The sequence below is a fragment of the Sphingobacterium sp. UBA5670 genome, from assembly GCF_002420705.1.
In the GTDB taxonomy this organism is placed as follows: domain Bacteria; phylum Bacteroidota; class Bacteroidia; order Sphingobacteriales; family Sphingobacteriaceae; genus Sphingobacterium.
On the sequence record NZ_DIIM01000019.1, the window covers coordinates 113,646 to 136,848 of the forward strand.

Annotated in this window: 22 protein-coding genes; 13 read left to right on the forward strand and 9 right to left on the reverse strand. The window is 38.5% G+C overall.

Features of this window, described 5'->3' with window-relative positions; translation table 11 throughout:
• Nucleotides 1–47 precede the first annotated feature (47 nt).
• The 3 genes from argB to B3C94_RS16515 are packed head-to-tail and all read left to right on the forward strand — an operon-like array spanning nucleotide 48 to nucleotide 2,733.
• On the forward strand, nucleotides 48–845 hold the full coding sequence (gene argB / locus B3C94_RS16505) for an acetylglutamate kinase (RefSeq protein WP_293905595.1): 798 nt from the start codon (nucleotides 48–50) through the stop codon (nucleotides 843–845).
• 27 nt (nucleotides 846–872) lie between these two features.
• Complete coding sequence (proC, locus tag B3C94_RS16510; RefSeq protein WP_293905597.1) at nucleotides 873–1,679, forward strand: pyrroline-5-carboxylate reductase; 807 nt, start codon at nucleotides 873–875, stop codon at nucleotides 1,677–1,679.
• Entirely contained in the window at nucleotides 1,669–2,733 is a 1,065-nt protein-coding gene (locus B3C94_RS16515) for a M20 family metallo-hydrolase (RefSeq protein ID WP_293905599.1), read from the forward strand. The genes proC and B3C94_RS16515 overlap by 11 nt, the downstream gene beginning before the upstream one ends.
• A gap of 35 nt (nucleotides 2,734–2,768) precedes the next feature.
• Here B3C94_RS16515 and B3C94_RS16520 read toward each other — a convergent pair whose 3' ends face one another.
• Complete coding sequence (locus B3C94_RS16520; RefSeq protein WP_046674894.1) at nucleotides 2,769–3,242, reverse strand: Lrp/AsnC ligand binding domain-containing protein; 474 nt, start codon at nucleotides 3,240–3,242, stop codon at nucleotides 2,769–2,771.
• Between the two features lie 390 nt (nucleotides 3,243–3,632).
• On the opposite strand from B3C94_RS16520, the gene B3C94_RS16525 reads away from it, so the two are divergent.
• Nucleotides 3,633–4,679, forward strand: a complete 1,047-nt coding sequence (locus tag B3C94_RS16525; RefSeq protein WP_293905601.1) for a hypothetical protein — start codon at nucleotides 3,633–3,635, stop codon at nucleotides 4,677–4,679.
• Here B3C94_RS16525 and ruvC read toward each other — a convergent pair whose 3' ends face one another.
• Nucleotides 4,680–5,246: a crossover junction endodeoxyribonuclease RuvC gene (gene ruvC / locus B3C94_RS16530; protein ID WP_293905603.1), complete on the reverse strand. Its 567-nt coding sequence runs from the start codon at nucleotides 5,244–5,246 to the stop codon at nucleotides 4,680–4,682.
• 100 nt (nucleotides 5,247–5,346) lie between these two features.
• On the opposite strand from ruvC, the gene B3C94_RS16535 reads away from it, so the two are divergent.
• Nucleotides 5,347–6,321 (forward strand): lysylphosphatidylglycerol synthase domain-containing protein, encoded by a 975-nt coding sequence (locus B3C94_RS16535; protein WP_293905605.1) that lies wholly within the window; start codon nucleotides 5,347–5,349, stop codon nucleotides 6,319–6,321.
• Nucleotides 6,305–7,435 carry a glycosyltransferase gene (locus B3C94_RS16540; protein WP_293905608.1) on the forward strand — a complete coding sequence of 377 codons (1,131 nt, stop codon included), beginning with the start codon at nucleotides 6,305–6,307 and terminating at the stop codon, nucleotides 7,433–7,435. Before B3C94_RS16535 ends, B3C94_RS16540 begins: the two co-directional genes overlap by 17 nt.
• Nucleotides 7,436–7,442: 7 nt before the next feature.
• Here the strand turns inward: B3C94_RS16540 and B3C94_RS16545 are convergent, their stop codons facing one another.
• Complete coding sequence (locus B3C94_RS16545; protein WP_293905610.1) at nucleotides 7,443–8,177, reverse strand: lysophospholipid acyltransferase family protein; 735 nt, start codon at nucleotides 8,175–8,177, stop codon at nucleotides 7,443–7,445.
• Nucleotides 8,178–8,300: 123 nt separating this feature from the next.
• On the opposite strand from B3C94_RS16545, the gene B3C94_RS16550 reads away from it, so the two are divergent.
• From B3C94_RS16550 to B3C94_RS16565, 4 genes are read left to right on the forward strand one after another with little or no spacing between them, the layout of a single operon-like run.
• Entirely contained in the window at nucleotides 8,301–8,600 is a 300-nt protein-coding gene (locus B3C94_RS16550; protein ID WP_293905612.1) for a DUF2089 family protein, read from the forward strand.
• Between the two features lie 45 nt (nucleotides 8,601–8,645).
• Complete coding sequence (locus B3C94_RS16555; protein WP_293905613.1) at nucleotides 8,646–9,131, forward strand: hypothetical protein; 486 nt, start codon at nucleotides 8,646–8,648, stop codon at nucleotides 9,129–9,131.
• Nucleotides 9,128–9,712 (forward strand): YIP1 family protein, encoded by a 585-nt coding sequence (locus B3C94_RS16560; RefSeq protein WP_293905614.1) that lies wholly within the window; start codon nucleotides 9,128–9,130, stop codon nucleotides 9,710–9,712. The genes B3C94_RS16555 and B3C94_RS16560 overlap by 4 nt, the downstream gene beginning before the upstream one ends.
• A gap of 12 nt (nucleotides 9,713–9,724) precedes the next feature.
• Nucleotides 9,725–11,098: an alpha/beta hydrolase family protein gene (locus B3C94_RS16565; RefSeq protein ID WP_293905616.1), complete on the forward strand. Its 1,374-nt coding sequence runs from the start codon at nucleotides 9,725–9,727 to the stop codon at nucleotides 11,096–11,098.
• A 139-nt stretch (nucleotides 11,099–11,237) separates the two neighbouring features.
• On the opposite strand, the gene B3C94_RS16570 is transcribed toward B3C94_RS16565, so the two are convergent.
• The 3 genes from B3C94_RS16570 to B3C94_RS16580 all read right to left on the reverse strand — a co-directional run bounded on the left by B3C94_RS16570 (nucleotide 11,238) and on the right by B3C94_RS16580 (nucleotide 13,282).
• Nucleotides 11,238–11,945, reverse strand: coding sequence for an SDR family NAD(P)-dependent oxidoreductase (locus tag B3C94_RS16570; protein ID WP_293905618.1), 708 nt, complete (start codon nucleotides 11,943–11,945; stop codon nucleotides 11,238–11,240).
• Between the two features lie 2 nt (nucleotides 11,946–11,947).
• Entirely contained in the window at nucleotides 11,948–12,862 is a 915-nt protein-coding gene (locus tag B3C94_RS16575) for a lysylphosphatidylglycerol synthase transmembrane domain-containing protein (RefSeq protein WP_293905620.1), read from the reverse strand.
• 87 nt (nucleotides 12,863–12,949) lie between these two features.
• Entirely contained in the window at nucleotides 12,950–13,282 is a 333-nt protein-coding gene (locus B3C94_RS16580; protein WP_293905622.1) for a hypothetical protein, read from the reverse strand.
• Nucleotides 13,283–13,336: 54 nt separating this feature from the next.
• Between B3C94_RS16580 and B3C94_RS16585 the strand changes: the two genes are divergently transcribed.
• From B3C94_RS16585 to B3C94_RS16595, 3 genes are all read left to right on the forward strand, one after another.
• Nucleotides 13,337–13,891 carry a lipocalin family protein gene (locus B3C94_RS16585; RefSeq protein ID WP_293905624.1) on the forward strand — a complete coding sequence of 185 codons (555 nt, stop codon included), beginning with the start codon at nucleotides 13,337–13,339 and terminating at the stop codon, nucleotides 13,889–13,891.
• A gap of 249 nt (nucleotides 13,892–14,140) precedes the next feature.
• Entirely contained in the window at nucleotides 14,141–15,292 is a 1,152-nt protein-coding gene (gmd, locus tag B3C94_RS16590; RefSeq protein ID WP_293905626.1) for a GDP-mannose 4,6-dehydratase, read from the forward strand.
• An 88-nt stretch (nucleotides 15,293–15,380) separates the two neighbouring features.
• Nucleotides 15,381–16,307: a hypothetical protein gene (locus B3C94_RS16595; RefSeq protein WP_293905628.1), complete on the forward strand. Its 927-nt coding sequence runs from the start codon at nucleotides 15,381–15,383 to the stop codon at nucleotides 16,305–16,307.
• A 201-nt stretch (nucleotides 16,308–16,508) separates the two neighbouring features.
• Here B3C94_RS16595 and B3C94_RS16600 read toward each other — a convergent pair whose 3' ends face one another.
• From B3C94_RS16600 to B3C94_RS16610, 3 genes are all read right to left on the reverse strand, one after another.
• Nucleotides 16,509–20,255, reverse strand: coding sequence for a HAMP domain-containing sensor histidine kinase (locus tag B3C94_RS16600; RefSeq protein WP_293905630.1), 3,747 nt, complete (start codon nucleotides 20,253–20,255; stop codon nucleotides 16,509–16,511).
• Nucleotides 20,256–20,424: 169 nt separating this feature from the next.
• Nucleotides 20,425–21,198, reverse strand: a complete 774-nt coding sequence (locus B3C94_RS16605; RefSeq protein WP_293905632.1) for a succinate dehydrogenase/fumarate reductase iron-sulfur subunit — start codon at nucleotides 21,196–21,198, stop codon at nucleotides 20,425–20,427.
• A gap of 14 nt (nucleotides 21,199–21,212) precedes the next feature.
• Nucleotides 21,213–23,147, reverse strand: a complete 1,935-nt coding sequence (locus B3C94_RS16610) for a fumarate reductase/succinate dehydrogenase flavoprotein subunit (protein ID WP_293905634.1) — start codon at nucleotides 23,145–23,147, stop codon at nucleotides 21,213–21,215.
• Between the last annotated feature and the right edge of the window lie 56 nt (nucleotides 23,148–23,203).

Sequence of the window (23,203 nt, forward strand, 5' to 3'; positions counted from 1 at the left end):
GTCCTATTGATTATTGAGAAACTATTTTTATTGGGAAAAGTTGCGTAATGGCTAATAGTGTATTAAATATTATTAAAATTGGCGGAAATATTATCGATGATGAACGCCAGCTAGAATCTTTTTTAGAAAAGTTCTCCGCATTGTCAGGAAAAAAAATTCTTGTACATGGTGGAGGTAAAATTGCGACCCGTTTGGCCAGTGAACTTGGTATACAAGCACAAATGGTCGAAGGTCGTCGTGTGACAGATGAAGAAATGTTACGTGTAGTAACAATGGTATACGCGGGACTGACAAATAAGACGATCGTTGCCAAACTGCAGAAGTTAAAATGTGATGCTGTCGGTTTAACAGGAGCCGATGGTGATGTCATAAAGGCTATCAAACGGCCCGTTAAGGATATTGACTACGGTTTTGTTGGCGATTTGCTGCACGATTCGGTGAATACCTTAGCGATCAAAAAGTTTTTGGAGGCAGGTTTTGTTCCGGTATTTTCGGCTATTACACATAATGGTCTTGGTCAGTTGTTAAATACAAATGCGGATACGATTGCTTCTTCTTTAGCCGTGTCTTTGTCTTCGTTGTATGAAACCTCGTTGGTATACTGTTTTGAGAAAAATGGTGTTTTACGGGATGTCACCGACGAGAATTCAGTTATTCCGACAATCAAATCGGAGGAGTTTGAACATCTCAAGGAGGCGGGTGTAGTGAACGATGGGATGATTCCTAAGCTGGAAAATGCATTTAATGCTATAAATAAAGGTGTTCAAGAGGTCTATATTGGCAATGCCAATAATTTGCATCTGTTTCAACAGGGACAATTTGGAACTTGCTTGACATTAAAATAAAAATCTAACCTAAACCCAACGATCGCTATGAAAAAGGTCACCATTATCGGAAGTGGTAATATCGGTCTTTCTTTGGCAAAAGGACTTGTAAAAAGTGAATTTGCGCATGCTGCCGATATTACATTGACGCGGAGAAATTTGAGTGCATTGGCCGAGGAAGCGAGCCAAGGTTTCTCGGTCAGTAATGATAATAAGCTCGCTGTACAGGGAGCAGATATTGTCGTATTTGCTATCTTGCCTCAGCAGCTTAAAAAGGTATTGGTTGAAGTCGCCCCAGTAATTGATAAGAAAAATCAGATTTTTGTTTCAATTGTTTCTGGAGTTTCTTGTGCAGATTTAAGAGCGGAGTTGGGCGCGGATGCTACCGTGATACGTGCTATGCCGAATACGGCAATAGCTATTGCACAGTCGATGACTTGTATTGCCAGTGACAATGGTTCCAATGAGAGTGTGAAGGAAGTTGAAAAGATGTTTGAAACAGTTGGTTCGGTGGTTGTCATTAATGAGGATCTTATGACATCGGCTACGGCATTATGTGCTTGTGGTATTGCATTTTTCTTACGTGCTATTCGCGCGGCTTCGCAGGGTGGTGTTGAAATCGGATTTCACGCGCACGACGCCCTTAAAATGGCTGTTCAAACTGCAAAAGGGGCCGCTGATTTGCTATTGCACACCAATGCCCATCCAGAAGGTGAAATCGATAAGGTAACATCTCCAAAGGGCTGTACAATTGCGGGATTGAACGAAATGGAACATAACGGTTTTAGTTCTGCATTTATCAAAGGAATTAAACTGTCTGCGGATAAAGCCGGAGGATTATATCATGAAGGATAGGGACAACTTATTTGAAGATGCGCTGACCTTATTAAAACAATTAATTGGACTATCATCTTTAAGTAAAGAGGAAGAACTTACTGCAGATTTAATTGAAGGTTTCTTTCAGGAGCGGGATATTCAAACACATCGAAAGGGCAATAATATCTGGGTATATAACGCTCAATATGATATTGCTAAGCCAACAATACTGCTCAATTCTCATCACGATACGGTAAAGCCAAATACGGGTTATACGAGAGATCCTTTAGCGGCAACTGTAGAGGAAGGGAAATTGTATGGATTGGGGAGCAATGATGCAGGTGGCTGTCTGGTATCGCTGATCGCTTCATTTTTGTATTTTTATCAGCAGAAGGATCTAAAATATAATTTCTGTCTTGTTGCCAGTGCTGAAGAAGAGATTTCAGGTAAGAATGGCGTAGAATCTGTTTTGGATGCTATTGGTCCAATCGATTTTGCTATTGTGGGAGAGCCTACTTTGTTGGATCTGGCTATTGCAGAAAAAGGACTGATGGTGTTGGACTGCACTGCTATCGGAACAGCTGGACACGCGGCGCGTAACGAAGGAGACAATGCGATCTACAAAGCGATCAAGGATATTGAATGGTTTCAAAGTTATGCATTTGAGAATACGTCGCCAACGTTAGGCCCCATTAAAATGTCCGTAACAGTAATCCAGGCGGGATCACAGCATAATGTTGTACCGGCTACTTGTAACTTTGTTGTTGATGTGCGAACCACAGACGCTTATTCCAACGAAGAGACGCTGGATATCATCAAGTCTCATGTGAATTCGGAGGTTGTAGCGCGATCGACGCGTCTGAAGTCTTCTTCTATTCCTGAATCACACCCAATTGTCAAGGCTGGTATTGAGCTGGGACGTAAAGTATATGGCTCACCAACGATGAGCGATCAGGCTCTTATTCCGGTGCCTTCTCTGAAACTGGGACCCGGTGATAGCGCTCGGTCGCATATGGCAGATGAGTTTATTTATATCGATGAAATTAGGGCTGGGATTGATCTCTATATTGAAATGTTAGAAAAGATAGTATAAAAAAAGCTTCCATTTTTATGGAAGCTTTTTTTATACTAGACTAAGCTGATTTGACGTTTGATACTCTCTTCGAGGGAGATGATCGTCTCGGTACGTTGAATCCCTGGTACAGATTGAATATCTTCATTCAATACTTTTCTGAGGTGAACCGTATCTCTACAGATTATTTTTGCGAAAATACTGTATTGGCCAGTACAATAATGTAATTCGACCACTTCTTTGATTTCTTTCAATTTATCTACCGCATCTGCATATTGTGAACCTTTTTCAAGATAGATACCCAAAAAGGCGGTGATATCAAACCCGACTTTTTGAGGATTGATAATTAGATTTGACCCTCTAATGATACCTAGTTCTTCCATCTTCTTCATTCTAACGTGAATTGTACCGCCTGATACGATTAGCTTTTTTGCTATTTCGGTATAAGGAATAGAGGCATCGTTCATTAGAATAGACAAGATTTGGATATCCAAATTGTCTAGATCATAGTTTGCATATTGATTTTCCATTAACAATGGTTTTTGTGTTCATTAATTGGTCGTTGCATCAAAATCGGACCAATAGCTAAAATAATTAAATTTATTTCAAAATTACTAAGAATTTTCGGTTTATAGATGTAAATTTAATAAAAAATACTTATTCATATTGATAATGTTATATGTTTTTGATTGAAAGTGCTTATAATTGTTTTAGCGCTGATTTTATTGCAGGTTAAGTGATTGTTTTCATGGTTGATATAAAGATTATGATAAATTATTTTAGTATCACCTTCTTACTGACAAAAAAACAGTCAGTATATTTCAAAATCTGGTGAGTACGTATGAAAGGATTGAAAGGATATAAAAAGTAGTTGATTTTGTGATGCTTACGCACATAAAAAATCTAAATACGGAATAGCGATGGAAGAAGTTCAAGATGTAAAGATTTCGAAAAAGAAACCGATTTTTGAAGTAGGGGAGGGACTTCATAAATATCTTAAAATGTATCAACGTGATGAAAAGTTGCCGATTGGATACAAGGATCTGCTGAATTTTACGGAGACGGTACCCGTCATGGATAAATTTGGTAACGACACCTTTTGGGAAACACCTTTGTATCCGCAATACCTTATGGACCAATTATATGACGGTTTGAAGGTGATTTATGCTAAGCTGAAAGCATCGGGCAATACTCGGATCGTACAACATAAATATATCGATCGCGTAGAATACTGTGGTTTCGGCAATACCAAACCCTTTCGCATTCGTATTGTTAACCGGTTAAATGATGTTTACGATTATTTTTACATCAAACAGGCCGATGCTTCGCGCATATACGGATTGGAATTGGAAGAAATATTGTCACCCAATCAGGTGAATTATATGGTAGATCACGATACGTTGGTTGAAGAACATATTGTTGGGATCCCCGGAGATACTTTTTCAAAAACACGAATGTTCTCACCGGATTACAATCTAACCCGTATTTCCAAAGAATTTGTCAAGTTTAACGAACGATGTATTATTACGCTACTGGGTGATATGCGAGCCTACAATTTTGTTATGCAGATCACACCAGATTTTGACGATTTTCAGTTTAGAATTAGAGCTATAGATTTTGATCAGCAGTTTTATGAGGGAAATCCGAAAGTCTATATGCCACAATTTTTCAAAGAAAATCTTCCTTATGTGAAATTGGCGATGGAACATTTAAATGAGAAAACTGTACTGCAATACCAGCAGGAAGAACGTTCTTCCATTGTGCACAGAGTGCGGAGCGAAAGACACCGGATCGCTGATCTGCGGGACGCTTCACAAACACAGGTACTCTCGACCTTGGAAAATATCAAACAGTTACGGGGAGGCTATGCTGAATTTTATCAAAATAATTCTTACCTCAAATGTAAAACGATGACCGATATTGTGGAGTTGAATGTGAAGAATGTGATTCGTCAGGTTCAAATGTAATTACTTGATCCGGTCTTTATTGTCTTTGATGAAGGCTGACCATCCCGAGTAGGACTTGCTGCTACCAGATGCTGCATTCTTCTGAAAGGAATGACATACGGCAATTGCTAAACCGTCGGTGGCATCCAGAAATTGAGGTGTTTCCTCAAATTTTAATAGATTTTTTAACATCGCAGATACCTGTTCTTTTGTGGCATTTCCATTTCCTGTAACGGATTGTTTTATTTTTCTTGGAGAATATTCAAAGATCGGAATATCCTGAGCGAGTGCCGCAGCCATGGCAACTCCTTGAGCGCGACCCAATTTGAGCATGACCTGTATATTTTTACCATAAAATGGTGACTCGAGGGCGACGCAGTCGGGATTATATTCTTGCATTAAAGCAGAAGTCTTCTTAAAAATGCGCTGTAGTTTTAGTGCATGGTCATCTAAATGTCCCATTTTGATGACCCCCATTGAAATTAGAGATAGGGTATTGCCAACTTCCTTGATGATGCCATATCCGAGTATAACGGTGCCGGGGTCAATACCTAAAATTATTCTTTCTTTCGCCTTTTCCTTCTGCATATACAATATTACAAATTTTGCGTTTTATTCGCGGATTGCATTCGACAAAACTTAATCATTTGGCTAAAATTTAGTAACATTGCTCTCTAATTATCAAAAGTTGACTGGAAGACAAAAAAAATACATCAGTCTTTTATTGAAGGTACTGGTTTTTGCCCTTGCGACCTGGTATATTGTCGTGAAGGTATCTGATAGAAGCAATATTGAGAAGTTTAAAACCCTAATTGCAGGATTAGAACAACATTCGGTGGTGTGGACTCTGATTTTGATTGTGGTTTTAATGCTTGTCAATTGGTTGCTTGAAGTTGTCAAATGGCGATATCTTGCCTCTAAATTGGAGCGTATTTCGTTTTGGCAGTCATTCCAATCGGTTTTTTGTGGACTTACCTGGGCTATTTTTACACCCAATCGGATTGGAGAGTATGGTGGACGGGTACTGTTTTTGCAACCTCAAAATAGGGCAAAAGGAGCTGTCGCGATGGGCGTTGGATTATTTGCACAGCTTGTGCTAACGAGCGTTGCGGGCTCATTAAGTATTGCTTGGTTTATTTGTAAGTTTCTTTCTACGCCTTTAACCGTACAATTTGGCGTATGGCTGCTTGCCATTATTTATGCCGCGGGATTTGTTATCTTATATTTCAACGTAAAATGGATTGATGCATTGGTCGGTAAAATAAAGTTCCTTGCACGGATTAAACCTTTCTTTGAGGTATTGGAACACTATTCAACACGTGAGCTCTGTATTGTTCTTTTAAATTCTTTGGCGCGATTTATCATTTTCACTTCCCAGTATATCATCTTGATGAAACTGACTTTACCCGAGCTACCGCTTTTATCCATGATTCTGATGATTTTCATCCTGTTTTTTGTTCAGGCGGCCCTACCTACATTGGATATTTTTGATTTCAGTGTTAGAAGTTTTGTCGCAAGCAATCTATATAGCTATATTACCACACAAGAAATTGCTGTTATGGCGATTGTTTCCTGTATTTGGTTCGTTAATTTAATTCTTCCAGCTATATTTGGTTCTATTTTTGTTTTTAAGATTAATTTTTTCGGTGATACAAATTCTTAACTATTTATTGATCATTTTTGCTTGCGTATACGCAATTCTAGTTTTATGGATGCGTAGAGGCTGGGGCTTGATCCCAGTGCCCAACAATCTTGCACTTCCAACAAAATCCATATCTGTGATTATTGCCGCACGCAATGAAGAACTCAATATTAGACGTACCATTGAATCTATCATAGGACAGCATTATCCGACAGCTCTCCTGGAGCTTATTATAATTGACGACCATTCAGACGACAATACGTCGTTGATTGTAAAAGAGTATGCGGAGCAAGGTGTTAAACTTATTCAATTGAATGAAAATGGCCGTTTGAACTCATACAAGAAGTTGGCGATTTCAAGGGCTATAGAATGCTGTCAAGGTGAAATTATCATTACTACCGATGCAGACTGTCGAATGGGACCAAATTGGTTAGCAACGGTTATCGGTACATTTGAAAAGGAAGATGCTTATCTACAGTCTTCTCCAGTGCTGTATTCAGAAGAAAAGAGTTTCTTTGAACGGCTGCAGACCTTGGAATTCTTGTATTTGATAGGTCTGGGTGCAGCTGGCATTGGCAACAAAAAGCCGACCACCTGTAATGGTGCGAATTTGGCCTATCGAAAAGATATTTTTAAACAAATGGGTGGGTTTAAGGGAATTGATGAACTTGCCTCCGGTGATGATGAACTTTTTCTACACAAAGTTGCCGAGCAATATCCCGAAAGAATCACGTTCTGCAAGTCAAAAGAGGCTGTTGTTTATACGGATGCCAAACCAGATCTGAAGTCATTCATTAGCCAGCGCAGACGCTGGGCTTCGAAAAGTACCAAATATAAAAATAAGGGTGTCATCGCATTGGGGATTTCCATTTGGTTTTTCAATTTATTGATTTTGGTCGCTTCTGTTCTTGCGGTCTGTGGCGTGAAATTCGTCGCTTGGGTGGCACTTTTTGCATTGCTATTAAAGATGACTGTTGAATTTCTTTTTATTCAACCTTTGACCACATTTGCGCATAGAAAGGAGCTTTTACTGTACCTTCCGCTACTGAGCTTCGCCCATGTTGTTTATCTGGCCTATATCGGCATATTGGGTAATGTTGGGAAATATGACTGGAAGGGAAGGCAAGTGAAATAGATCGTTGCTATTTTTCAACCTTTAGTTTTATCGTTTCTTCCGCCAGTTGTACGATTTCCTCAATACTTTTCCCTTCAGTATCCAATGGATTTAACACTTCCCAAGTCATATGAAGGAATGGCGTCAGTGGATACATGCCATATTGTACCATTTCATAGGATCCCCTGATGGCGATAGGGACAACGAGTGCGTTTGGATTTTTCTTTAGTAATGTAGCAATTCCACCCACATGGAAAGCTTTCATTTTCCCCGTTTTTGATCGCGTTCCTTCCGGAAAAATAAACGCCGACCAGTTTTTGGTTTTCATATTGTTGGCAAGTTTCAGTATCTCCGCAATAGATTGTTTGGGATCATTGCGATCTATATTTGCTGCCCCACCATGTTTCAGGTTAAAAGAGATGCTAGGTATACCGCTGGCAAGTTCTATTTTAGATATAAACTTTCCATGAAACCTGCGTAAGAAATAGATCATTGGAGGAATATCAAAAGTGCTTTGGTGATTGGCAACAAACACAATAGGCTGTCCGGTTGGAATATTTTTATTGTCGATAAACGTCACTCGGTTAAATAACGTATAATAGCAGGCAACCAGACATGCGTTTAGCATATCGACACTTTTTTTGTGTGCATTATATCCACCAAGTGTTAAACATAACCATTGTATAGGGTGAAAGATAATCAAAGATAAACCAAAACAAAACCAAAATATTATAGATAGGAAATAGCCTAAAAACTTCTTCATAAACGTTATTTAATGATACAAATATATCATTAAGCAATGGTTTTTGAAAAATATTGATTTTATAATGTTTTGTTTTAACATTATTAATGTTATCTTTAATAATATTAATATACATCTTGTTAAATGAAAAAAATACCAATTGATTGTCCCTGCTGTGAAGCGAAGTTAAAAGTTTCTAAGTTGGTGTGCGACTCGTGTGAGACAGAGGTTGTCGGTAAATTTTCATTGCCTTTGCTAATGCAGCTTACTGTCGACGAACAAGAATTTGTCCTGAATTTTTTGATGCACTCAGGAAGTTTAAAAGAAATGGCAAATCAGATGGGCAAATCCTATCCGACGGTCCGTAATATTCTCGATGATCTGATTCACAAATTGAAATCCCTTGCTCATACAAACAATGCTGTTGGAGAGAGAAGTTTTTAGTCCTCTGTGGAATCGAAGAATTGATAATCGAATAATTATATCAAGATGAAAAGTAATACGCTTTATACCGAAAGCCAATCTTTTTTTAGCTGGTGGCTCTGTCTGATCCTTTTAACTGTCAGTGTGGCTAGTCTTTCTGTGCACTGGCATGATCTCTTGCGGTTGAATTTTGTTCCATTATTTCAATTGCCGAGCTTCTGGATCAATTTAGTATTGTGGGGACTCTTCGCTGTATTGAGGTTAAAAACTACGATTGATGAAGACTGGGTTGAAGTCCATTTTTTTCCTTTCAATTTCTATCGAAAAAGAGTGCAGTGGTCCGATATACAATCTATTGAGGTGCGGAAATATAATCCGATAAGTGAGTTTGGTGGATGGGGTTTGCGGAGAGGGGTGAGAGGACGGGCTTTTTCAGCTCGGGGCAACATAGGTCTACAACTTACATTGAGAAATGGTAAGGTATTGCTTATAGGAACCCAAAATCCGGTAGAGATCGAACAGCTGAACTTATCACAATTCTTAAACAAATGAAAGTTAAACAGATTTTTCAGAATCCATTTGCCGAATTTACGGAGTGGGAATTATTCTTTGCGGGTGTTTTCGGATTCTTGTTATCAAGCTATATTATTTATTTATCGGGTCAGCAGTTCAATGGATTTATGCATTTCTATCAACCAGAAATGACGGTTTCTCTATGGGCTGTATTACGTGTTCATGCCTATATGGTTTTGGCTCCTTTTGTACTTCTCTACGGTATTGGGATGTTACTAAATAGAAAGACTAGGATCATTGATGTCATGAATGTCGTTTTGATTATACCATTTCCGCTTTATCTTGTATTATTTTTAGGGAAACTTCTAAACCAGGACACATTTACGGATCAAGTCTTAAAGGCAGTGCAAAGCGGCGATCATACATTGGCTGGAGTTGATAAAACGGAGATGTTCTTGTTTGGCATGTTGGGGATTATCAGTTTATTATTGCTCTTTTATCAGTTCTATTTATTGGTCAAGGGCATGAATGTAGCAGTTAATAATAAGAAGACTGGAATCAATATACTATTTGTGGCATTATATTTTATACTGGATCTATGTATACAGTTTAATTTCTAGTAAAGAACGACAATGAGAAAAATTTTATACCTATTTATCATTTGTTTCCATTTTTCATGTTCCCATGCACAGACATTTGATGGTTCATGGAAGGGTGAGGTTGAGGTTTCAGGGCAGAAGCTGCTGCTCGTGTTCAATATTCAAAAAGATAGCGCAGGGAAATGGAATGGAACCTTTGAGAGTCCGATGCAAACCGCACAGAAATTTGCAATAAATCAAATACGCATCGAGCAAGATTCTATTTGGATGGATGTTAAAAATATAGGTCTTGTCTACGCGGGCTTTTTGGATCGGGATAAAGATGTGATGAAAGGGGTGATGAAACAAGGGCCTTTTGAATCTGCTATGATTTTGGTACGAAGCGAGAACGAACAGAGCGGGCTTTCTCGTAAACAGGATGTATTTCCTCCGTATAGCTATACGGAAGAGGAAGTGCAGTTCAAAAATAGTGCAGGCAATGCGCTGCTTACAGGATCCCTGACTTATCCCAAAAGTGGGGGGCCGTTTCCTGCGGTGGTATTAGTCAATGGCAGTGGGCAGCAAAATAGGGATTCGGAGGTGTTCGGGCACAGGCCTTTTAAGGTACTTGCAGATCATCTTACCAAAAATGGCTTTGCCGTATTGCGCTATGATGATCGGGGGGTAGGAGGCTCTAAAGGAGAAGTTAATTTAGCAACAACGATTGACTTTGCCTCTGACGCTAATGCCGCAGTCGATTTTTTAAGTAAGAAAACGAATATTAATGGAGAGAAAATAGGGATAATCGGTCATAGTGAGGGTGCTTTAATTGCTGAAATAGTGGCCTCAGAAAGTAATAAAGTAAAATATATAGCGCTTCTATCTGGACCCGTGATTAAAGGTGATTCCCTGCTGATCTTACAAAGTTACGCTCTAGGAAAAGTCGGAGGTTTATCTGAAAAGGCTTTGGATGTAAATAAAGTAAATAATCGAAAATTGTATAATATTCTATTGGAAGACGAGTCACCAAAAGTATTGGCCGCATCGCTGGAAGAGGAACTTATTCATCAAAATAATGGGAAACCGCTGACTCCTGATATGAAGATTAAACTTAGTCCGATGATGAGCCCTTGGTTTAGGACGTTTCTTCGCATCGATCCGGCTTATTATCTGAAGCAGGTTAAAGTACCGGTTTTTGCTTCTTTTGGAGGAAAGGATGTACAGGTTCCTGCCAATGAAAATATCTATTGTCTGCAGCGTTTGCACTTGAACACCACCGATGTCACAATTAAGGATTATCCCAATCTGAATCATCTTTTTCAAAATGCGCAAACTGGAAAAATTGAAGAATATTTTGAAAACTCAGAAAGCTTTAATGAACAATTGATGGATGACCTTACGAAATGGCTTAAACTGAAGACAAATTGATTGAATGAACTAAAGGCCGCGAATTTTAATATTTCTTTGCGGATCAAATAGACTTAAAAAGATCAGCCCCATTTAATATCCTATTAAATGGGGCTGACTGTATTAGATCAAAAGATCTTTTGGAAGTGTGCTGTTCCAATTAGGGTGTTGTATTGGCTACGGGAAGTATTTTACCATTGAAATAGTGCTGTCCGTTTTGAGCGAAATCAGCAATATAACGTCCCATTTCAAAGGCTAATGTACCCGCTTCGACACCAGGGAATGCAGCTTCAAACATTTCAGTCTGGGAAGATCCCAAAGCCAGACAGTTGACTTTGATTCCTTTTTCTTTAAACTCTTCGGCCAAACATTCCGTCAGGATCGCTAATGCTCCTTTACTGGTTGAATAAGCCGCAAGTCCCGGAAATTTCATGGAGCCCTGGAAGCCACCCATGCTACTAATATTGACTATATGTGACCCCTCTTGCATCATTGGGACAACATGTTGTATCATATTGACGTGTCCCATAACGTTGGTCTGTAGCATTTCGGCAAAATCTTTTCCATCTGTTTCCATAAAAGGTTTATTGATGAGTGCTCCTGCGTTGTTGATTAAAATATCGACCTTATCAAATTTTGATTGGATGAACGGAACCAGCGTGGCATAGTCATCGTAGACAATATCAAATTGGGCAGGATATAACGTGCCGCCATCATAATTGAGCTGGCGGGCAATTTCATGGAGTTTTCTCAGTTTGTCCGCTGATCTAGCCAGTGCAATTACTTTGTTGTCCTTTTTAGAGGTCAAATCCAATACAGCTTCAAATCCAACACCACTGCTTGCCCCTGTAATAATAATATTTGCCATTTTTATTCTTCTAATTTTTGACTTTGTTCGACTTCTTCTGCAGAAGGTAATTTGTCTTCACCAATTGCCTTCGGATGAAAGATAAAATAAATTCCTGAAAGAGCCACGAGTGCAGAAATAATATAGAATAACAACGTGATTAAAACTGCATTGTGTGAGTCCACTTGAAATATTCCAGCTCCCCATAGAATCACAAGTTCACGCATCCCCAATCCCCCAACGGAAAAAGGAATGATCGAAACCAGCGAAGAAGCAAGGAATAAAAAGAGATAAGGAGAAAATTTACCGCTAAATCCTAGTGCATAGAGTATTAGTATTGCAGCAACGACTTGCATAGACTGTACTCCGATGGCTTTTAAGTGCGCCTTTAGAAATGTAGCCTTATATTCCCCGAAGAATTTGGTAACGATAAAATAGTAGAGGATACTCCCGACGATAAATAGAATAATGGTCAGATAGTTTGGAATCCCCAGTTGTGGCATATAAGTAATTAGTGCCCCTATAATCAAGCATAGTGCCCAGAGTCCACTCAATCTATCCAAAAATAGGGCCGTAAATAATTTTCTCCCTTTAATATTGAACCTTTTTCGGAGGAAGAATATCTTATAACCATCTCCGCCGACACCACCAGGTAGAATGAGGTTATAAAATAGGCCAAGTTGGTACAATTTTAAATTGTATTTTTCGGTAACATCCAATCCAATAGCCTTTAAAAATGTTAATAAACGCGAAGAGGAGATAAGAATGGAGATGCTGTAAGCCACTAAAGCAAGGAATAGATAGAGTGGATTGGAATTGATGACAGCTTCTTTCAGATCTTTTAGAGATACCTTGCTGAATACCCAATATAAGGCCCCCACTGTAACAATAATCTTTGCTATATTTTTGGCTATTTTGAGCCCCTTTTTTTTATCCATAGAAATTATACGTCCAATCTTGTCTGGCTGTAATTAGCGGTTTGGAGAATCCAAAGTTAGAAACTTTGTCGAATTGTGCAATTGTGCTTAGGCGATCGTTGGGTAAATTCTTGAATACAATAATATCAAATATAAAATACCAAAAATAGTAGCAAGAGAAAATAGCCAATTTAGGTCAATTCTGTTATATTTGTGCTTGAGCACAGCAATCATTAATCCAATGATAAAGCAAAACAGCAGAATAGGGGCTACAAGTGCAATCTTATTGGTAAAGGCAAGACTGATTTGGTTCAATTTACCTTTAGCTTCCTGTCCTAAAAAAAGCGGATAAGAAGCAAAGGCCAATAAAATGATAAATAACCTTAACAGTGTTTTTGCGATTATTTTGCTTATGGTATGATTTTTGGCTGTAATCTTCATGATTTGTGGATTAATTTACCCCAAAAATACAATTTGAAATTAAAATTTATACATATGAATCGATTCGTTTTATCATTAGCAACTGTTTTTGCTACGGTGACCTTATTTTCTTGTGGAGCACAAAAGCAAGGTACATCAACTGGAAATCCTTCTTCCAATACGAGTGCAGCTTCAGGGCCTAGCGCTTCAGACTGGAAATCTGCTGTAAAAGGAACGTGGACACTGAATACAATCGATAGAGAAAATTTACCTTCTTCATTCACGATTAAAAGTGTATTTGAAGAAGCTCCTGCTGAATGTTTTGTCGGTAGTACATGGAATTTTATTGGAAACGGGAAAGGATCAATTACATTTAATGCTCAGGGTACTTTATGTGCACCGGGAGCATCACGTGAGATCTTTTGGTCTATTTACAATCCTGGAAAAGGTTTAGGAGAACCTCAATTCCAATTTAAAAAGATTTACGCAGGTGATAAAGCGAAGAACGTAACAACGGGTTATCGCTTGGATTTATCTTATTCGGATGGCAATAAATTGGTTATGCGTATGCCACTGACTGTTGCTAATGGCGAAGCTTATTTAGTACTTAATTTTACGCGTTCAAACTAAACGCAAGCAATAAAAGCAGAATAACAGAAAGCTATAGGAATTCCTATAGCTTTTTTTGTTTAAAATTTAATACTTTTACACTCCCAATTCATGATGATTTATTTACATTGTAGGCAGGGGAGCCTTCGAATGCGATGAGAAGCAAATGAAGCGTTAATAATCGCGTGCGCTGATAAACTAAATTGTAAAAATCATGATGGGATAAATACCTAACGATTTCGTCAGGTATCGCTTAATCTAAAGAGAAACATGGCTGAACAAAACACGAAAACTGCTTTAATCACAGGCATTACAGGACAAGATGGTGCCTATCTAGCAGAATTCCTATTGAAGAAAGGTTACAAAGTACACGGCTTAAAACGCAGGAGTTCTTTATTTAATACAGATCGTATTGACCATCTTTATCAAGATCCTCATCTTGACAATAGAAATTTTACTTTGCATTTTGGTGATTTGACAGATTCAACCAATTTGATTCGTATTATACAAGAAACACAGCCTGACGAGATTTATAATCTTGCAGCCCAATCCCATGTAAAAGTTAGTTTTGATACACCCGAATATACAGCAAATGCAGATGGTATCGGGACACTACGGATTTTAGAAGCTGTTAGATTATTGGGAATGATTGAAAAAACCCGTATTTATCAAGCTTCAACTTCCGAATTGTATGGATTGGTGCAAGCGGTTCCACAGAGTGAAACCACGCCATTTTATCCAAGAAGTCCCTACGCAGTCGCAAAAATGTACGGTTACTGGATTACGGTAAATTACCGCGAAGCGTATAAGATGTATGCCTGTAACGGTATCTTATTTAATCATGAGAGCCCTGTGCGGGGAGAGACTTTCGTGACGCGTAAAATAACCCGGGCAGTCGCAAAGATCGCCCTTGGACTGCAAGATAAATTATATCTTGGTAATCTGTCCGCACAACGTGACTGGGGGCACGCCAAAGATTATGTGGAGGCTATGTGGCTGATTCTACAGCAAGAGACACCCGAAGATTTTGTGATCGCTACTGGGGTGACCACAACCGTGAGAGATTTTGTTCGTATGGCTTTTGCTGAATTGGGTATTGAGATTGAATTCAGTGGGAAAGGTGAACAAGAAAAGGGAGTAATCATTGATATCGACGAGGAGCGCTTATCAGAGTTAAATATTGATAAGTCCTTGATTAAGTTCGGCCAGACTGTTGTTAAAGTTGATCCTGCTTACTATAGACCTACGGAAGTTGATTTACTAATTGGTGATCCCACCAAAGCGAACACAAAACTTGGATGGACACCAAAATATGATCTCCAAATGTTGGTAACAGATATGGTACAATCCGATCTTCATTTGATGAGAAAGGAAGAATACTTGAAACGAGGTGGATTTGAGACCTTGAATTATTTTGAATAAACCATAATTGGTAATAAAAAATAAAACTGGAATAATTTTTGTTTAAACATTTATTGGTATAAATTTATACCTATGATGACAGTATATTATGATGAATTCAGAAGTTGTTTCAAGTAAGCAAGAAGAAGAAAAGAAGAAAGATTCCTCAAAGATCTACTTCTTTATCATTGCTATAGCCGCATTGCTTGCAACGAACATATATTTTTATGTTAAGTTTAAGACCAACGGTGAAAAGGTCTATACGCTTACAGTAGAAAAGGAAAATCTTCAGGTACAGATCGACCGCATAGAAGCTGAATTGGATAAGATTGATGTAGAAAATGTTCAGTTGACGCCAGAGATGACCGTGCAGAAAGATGATTCCAGAGCAGAGATTGCGGAGCTTCGTAAAAAGCTTGAAAATAAAAGTATTACTCCAAAAGATATTGATGAAGCGCAACATAAGATCAATCAGCTTAAAAAGCAGGTAGATACTTATCGTGTCAATGTACAACGTCTAATTCAGGAAAACCAAATTTTATCGAAGCAAAACTCCAATTTAAACGAATCAGTCGTTGAAAAGGAAAAACAAATCACTTCTTTGGTTACCTCAAATTCAGAGCTGAAAGAGAAAGTGGCGACTGCTTCAGCACTAAAAGTGTCAAGTATTAGTATCAATGGGCTTGAAGTTAAAAAGAATGGAAAGGAATTTGTTGAAGAGCGTGCAAAAAAAATCGATAGGTTAAAGATTAATTTTACAATCGCAGATAACCCCTTAGCTAAAAGTGGTGAACGTGATATATTTGTCCGAATTATCGATCCCCAAGGAAACCTGGTTGTACAGGGAGATAATATCTTCTTTGTACACGGCGAAAAATTGCAATATACCTTTAAGCACAACATCTTATTTACCAATAAAGGCGAAGATTATATCGTATACTGGGCTGCAGAAGACGGATTTTCTAAAGGTGCCTATACCGTATTGTTATATGAAGATAATGCAATCATGGGACGATCTACCATTGTATTGCGTTAAAACAGATAAACAGCTAAATAAAAAGCTCTCTGAAGAAATTCAAAGAGCTTTTTTATTTACGTACGATATCCTGTAGTTATCCGTCAATGAACAGAATGATCATCAAAGGATGGATTTTGAGCGATAGGTTGTTATTGGACCGACAAGCTCGTGGTATTGCATAGTTATTCTATAATGATGCTGACTATGATTTTGCTGCTATTAAGACTCTATCTGTTGCAAGGGAAGCAGTATATGAAATGTTGTTCCTTCACCCTCAACTGTCTCGAAATAGATCTGCCCATTGCTCGCTTCGATTGTTTTCTTGACCAGAACCAGCCCTAAACCATTTCCCGAACTTTTTGTGGTGAAATTAATCTGAAATATCTTATCCTGCATTTCTTTGGGAATGCCATAGCCATTATCTTTGATATCTATCTTGACAAATTTGTCCGAGTAGCGCTCAATGGAGATTTCTATCTTCATATTTTTTCGGCCATAACCACCTTCAATTGCATTTTTGATCAAATTGTTGAAGGTTCTCAATAGCTCATTACCATCAGCTTTGACAATAAGTGTCTTATGATCAGCATTGTTAATGAGACGAATACTTACATTTGGTGTATTGTTGTACAAGGAAATGGACTTTGTTACTTTCTCTATAATATTGATGTTTTCCATAACCGTATTTGGAAATTTGGCAAAATGCGAAAATTCCGATGCGATATGTGTCAATGCATCGATTTGCTCAATGAATGAGGTAGAGAATTTATTGAAACGATCCGGAAATTTAGGGTCATCGTCTTTGTACGACCTTCGGAGTTGCTGAATACCTAATTTCATTGGTGTTAGGGGATTTTTGATCTCATGTGCGATCTGTTGTGCCATCTCACGCCAGGTAGACTCGCGCTCCGTATCTTTGATCTTGTTCGCATAGTCCTCCAGTTTGATGATCATGAGATTGTATTCTTTGATCAATGTGCCTATTTCATCATTTCGTTGCCAAAAGAGTGGCTCATTGGGCTGTCCCAGACGTAGCTGTGAAATCTTTTTACTGATGATGCTTAATGGATTGGTGACACTATTGGCGACGAAGGTCGCATAAAAACCAAAACCGATGATGATTAGCGAATAGATATTCACAATCGTATTTAAAAGAAGATTTTTATTGATATTTTCTTCTTTCTGGAGCGAGAAATTCGGAATTCCAATATACGCCAACGTATTATAATTTTTGTCCCTGATCGTCGCATAACTGGTCTCAAATTGGAAAGTACCTATCCGCTCGTCTTCAATTGTCTCTGATTTTTTTAATATGGAAAGATTCTTTAACGCTGCTGGATTAATGAAAGTCGAGAAAAGCTCCAGATCGTAAATTCTGCGCTGAGAGCTATAAAGCAATCTGCCTGATTTAGAATAGAGGTTGAAGTCTTTGGAGATCGTTTCAGAGAGTGTTTTGAGCATACTGATGAGCTGCGTCTCATTGGAAGTTTCATCCGTATAGGTCAGCATATTTTCCATCCGCTTGCCAAGTTCAATAATAAAACGTTCCTTATTGGCTTTATTGTTATTGTAAAGTTGTTTATTGATGCTGATATAGGAAATCACGGCCGATATAAGAATAGCCAGGATAACGGAGGAGATAATTGATGTCTGAATACGTGTAGAGTACTGTATTTTATTGACTATTTTGTAAAATTGGTATTTTAAATTACGGAAAGTAAGTTTGGTATTTTTGAGAAAGATATAGAATGATTTTATGAAATGAAAAAACATAAAAATCATGAAAAATACCAGGAACAGAAATGAAGTCGTCGCGAGGTAATCCCAGAAGGAAGGTTTCTCTTTGCTAATCACGTATGTCGAGAATTTATTGGCGACATAAGCCATATGCAGATAAGCATCCCGGTCCAGTACCTCGATATATTCACCCGGAGCCCCCTTGAGTCCCCTTAGATTATTCTCGTAGGTATATTTCCCAAATTGTGTAATCAGGGAGCCTCCTTTATAGAGGGCTATTGAATAATCCCCTTTATTATAATACTGCGAATTGTTGATCCGCATATCCGTGAGGATTTCAGGATAAGGGACAGTATAGCTAAAGTCTTTATTGGACAGATTGATAATGACATTAACAATTCTATTTTGATCAATAGCCACGGGAATAATGGAAAAATATTCATGAGTTCCCAATTCAGCACTGGCACGATAAAAGTTTTGGGTTACTTTTATCGATTTATTGATGACCTTTTCTCTGTATTCATTGATCCTATTCTGGCTAGCTGGATTGAGCGGAATATTGTTTTGATCATAATAATACGCTTTGAACTCATATTTGGAGAGATAACCACTAAAGTACTTTTTCTTGATAAAATCGTTGATTCCTTCCGTATTGGTATATGGAAGGCTTATATTGAATAGATGCTTTAGCTCTTTATCGTTGGCGATGCTGCTTTCGATATCAGAGAAAAGGGAAACAGCGTTAACATCATCTTCTGATTGCAGATTGCTCAACAAGATCTTCATGTCGATCAGATTCCGCTCCTGGTAGAAGCGCGCATGCGTGATCGCACTGATAATCGCCCAGAGTATCAAGACGGCGATATAATTTGTTAGTATATGGCGGTCAAAATACTTCTCGCCAAAAGATTTAATCAGGATGATTAGTGCGAGTAGCAAGTTGACCAGACTGTTTTTCTCGATATAGAAGGAAATGATCAGAATGACAAAAATGACACAAGCCAATTGAATGTTGAGGAGCTGTGTCGGTTTTAACTCCAGTTTTTTAAGAAAAAATAGGACGAGATCGATATAGATACTCAAGGCTAAAATACCGAGTCCAACAATACCGAGATCTACCCAGCTTAGGAAACGCAAATCGACCAGTTTTGTGAAATCAAAATAGATATTGTTGGAATGGGTAATCAATGTCCCCGCAATATCATACAAGAGGCCAAAAGATAGGTAGATGCTTAATATAAATCCGATGGCGATTGGAATCCTAAAGAGCCGGATGTTTTTTATTTTGTCAAAATTCAGCTCTTTACGAATTGAATAGATAAAGAGAATGAGCCACAGTACCAATATGGTGGTCGACATCACGGACCATATATTGGGAAAGAAGCGATTATAAGCATAATTACGCGAGTCGAAAATCGAAAATGTTGCGTTTTCGGAAAGCAAGTTCCATTTAAGATCGGCAAATTTGACAAGACTAAATACCGATAAAAGTAGGAGGGCGGACCACCAGGCTCGACCAGTCTTGGCCATATGAAGACAAAGGCTATTAAAGAAAATCAATAAAGCAATCCAAGCCAGCAGCCAGCAGAAGAATTGCAAAATCGTATAGGCATTTTCATGTTCTCCATCTTTTAGCTTAACCGAGAATAGGTAAGATCCTTCATTGCTATAGATATTTTTAATAGTGACTGTATCGGTATAGGAGGCAATATCAATATTTCTGGAGTCAAAGAAGTTTCGCTTCAATGAACTATTTAAGTAAGGATTATTGTTGTTTGTATATCCTTTTACAAGGATATAAGCAAGTATACTGATATTGCCGATCGTCTTCTTACGTACGACATAGGAGCGGTTATCATCTTGAATAAAATTGGATTTCTCTAAAAAACCCTGATCTGTGATAGGGACAAAAAGATGTGTGCTCCACATTTTCGGCTGATGGTCCTTAAAGAGGAATAGATACACCTTTTCATTGTTTTTAAACTTTTCGAATGCTTGATAGACGGCTATGGGATACTGATCGTAATTTTTAAATGTTTTGAGAAGTAGTGAATCATTAAAGATACGATCAACTTTTTTCTCTTGTTGGGCGATATAATCATTGAGCGATTTTGTGTCAATGTCTAGTATTTCCTTATTGGTAACAGATTCTTTAATGGTAATAGCTGTTCCTATAAAGCATAAAGTCAGAATGAGTAGGAGTAATCGAATTTTTATACCAGAATTCACGTTCGTCAATTTACATTATTGTAAATATAAAAAAAAGTCCTTGCTTTCTTAGGGCAAGGACTTTTATATTATTTTCCTGAATAGCCTATTTTAATCGGCTAGAAAGAATCTTCAATCGGTTTCTTTAGCTGTTGATGCTAGTGAAAGCACGAAGGATTTTAATTGCTTATTAAGCGTGTGGTTCTTCTTGTCTGAAGATTTTGGCAGTCAAGTACTCACGATTTAAGCGAGCAATGTTTGTTAATTTGATGCCTACAGGACATTCAGCTTCACAAGCACCAGTGTTGGTACAGTTACCGAAACCTTCCGCATCCATTTGATCTACCATCGCTTGTGCACGTTCATAACGCTCAGTTTGACCTTGAGGTAACAAGGCAAATTGAGATACCTTTGCAGATACGAATAACATGGCCGAAGCATTTTTACAAGCTGCGACGCAAGCACCGCAACCGATACATGTTGCTGATTCGAAAGCTTCGTCAGCAATACGTTTTGGAATCGGAATAACGTTTGCATCAGGAACACCACCTGTATTGATATTTACATATCCACCTGCTTGTTGAATACGGTCAAATGAAGTACGGTCAACCGCAAGGTCTTTCAATACTGGGAATGCAGCAGCTCTCCAAGGTTCAATTACGATAGTTTGTCCGTCGTGGAAGCTACGCATGTGCAATTGACAAGTTGTTGTACCTTCTTTAGGACCGTGAGGGCGACCATTGATTACTAATGAACACATCCCACAGATACCTTCACGACAGTCGTGGTCGAAATATACAGGGTCTTCACCTTTACGTGTCAATTCCTCATTCACAATATCAAGCATCTCTAAGAAAGACATATCATCAGCGATGTCGTTTGCCTGATAAGTTACAAATTGACCTTTATCTTTATCATTTTTTTGACGCCAAACTTTCAGCGTTAAATTCATATGTTGTGCCATGATAATTTTCCTTCTTATTTATAACTTCTTTGTGTTAACTGAACGTTCTCGAATACCAAGTCTTCCTTGTGTAATTCCTCAGGAACATTGTCTCCTTTGTATTCCCAAGCAGATACATAAGCGAATTCCTCGTCATTACGTTTTGCTTCACCTTCTTCGGTTTGACTTTCCAAACGGAAGTGACCACCACAAGACTCAGCGCGTTGCAATGCATCAACAACCATTAACTCACCCAATTCTAAGAAGTCAGCTACGCGGCCAGCTTTTTCTAAAGAAAGATTTAATTCTTCGTTCTCTCCTAGAACTCTAACATTTGTCCAAAATTCTTTTTTCAATTCTTGGATCAAACCTTGTGCTTTTTGTAGTCCTTCAGCTGTACGAGCCATACCACAATATTCCCACATGATAAGACCTAGTTTCTTGTGGATGTCATCGACAGTTTGTGTACCGTTTAAAGCCAACAATTTGTTGATTTTCTCCTCAACTTCCTTACGTGTAGATTCGAAAGCAGGGTGGCTGTGATCTACTGGTGCGAATGAACCTAATTTAGCTAAGTAATCACCCACAGTGTAAGGAATTACGAAATAACCATCAGCAAGACCTTGCATCAACGCCGAAGCACCTAAGCGGTTTGCACCGTGGTCAGAGAAGTTACATTCCCCTAAAGCATACAGACCAGGGATTGTTGTCATCAAGTTATAATCAACCCAAACACCACCCATTGTATAGTGAACAGCTGGGTAGATACGCATTGGCTGTTTGTAAGGATTCTCGTCAGTGATTTGGTAGTACATGTCAAATAAGTTACCATATTTAGCACGTACAGCATCTTCGCCTAAACGGCCAATAGCTTCTTTGAAATCCAAGAATACAGCGAAACCAGTCTTACCAACACCACGACCATCATCAACAGCTTCTTTTGCATTACGGGATGCCACGTCACGAGGTACCAAGTTACCGAATGAAGGATATTTACGCTCCAAGAAGTAATCTCTGTCGTCTTCTTTGATATCGTTGGCTTTGATCTCACCTTTACGTAATCTTTCAGCCATCTCTTGAGTTTTAGGAACCCATACACGACCGTCATTACGTAAAGACTCGGACATCAATGTCAATTTAGATTGGTGATCTCCTGTTACCGGGATACAAGTTGGGTGAATTTGTGTGTAACAAGGATTAGCGAAGTAAGCACCACGTTTGTGAGCTCTCCATGCTGCTGTCACATTACAACCCATTGCATTTGTAGACAAGAAGAATACGTTACCGTAACCACCTGTACACATCAATACAGCGTGCGCAGCATGTGTTTCGACTTTACCTGAAACTAAGTCACGAGTTACGATACCTTTTGCATGACCGTCGATCATAACAAGGTCTAACATCTCATGACGAGTATAAGATTTTACTTTTCCTTTTTTAATCTGGCGGTTTAATGCTGAATAAGCACCCAACAACAATTGTTGTCCAGTTTGACCACGGGCATAAAACGTACGGCTTACCTGTGCACCACCGAAAGAACGGTTGTCTAATAAACCTCCGTATTCACGTGCAAATGGAACACCTTGAGCAACACATTGGTCGATGATGTTTACAGATACTTCAGCCAAACGATAAACGTTTGCTTCGCGTGAACGGTAGTCACCACCTTTGATGGTGTCATAAAATAAGCGGAAAACAGAGTCACCATCATTTTGGTAGCTCTTTGCTGCATTAATACCACCTTGTGCTGCAATAGAGTGTGCACGACGAGGTGAATCTTGATAACAGAATGTAATTACATTATATCCTAATTCAGCTAAAGATGCTGCTGCAGATGCACCAGCAAGACCTGTACCAACAACAATAACGGTAAATTTACGTTTGTTAGCAGGGTTAACCAACTTAAGATTAAATTTATGATTTGACCACTTTTGGGCTAATGGGCCCGCTGGTACTTTTGAATCTAACATATCTCTTAATTTTATATTGATCGATAAAACCTAAGCTTTATCTTAAAAGATTCCGA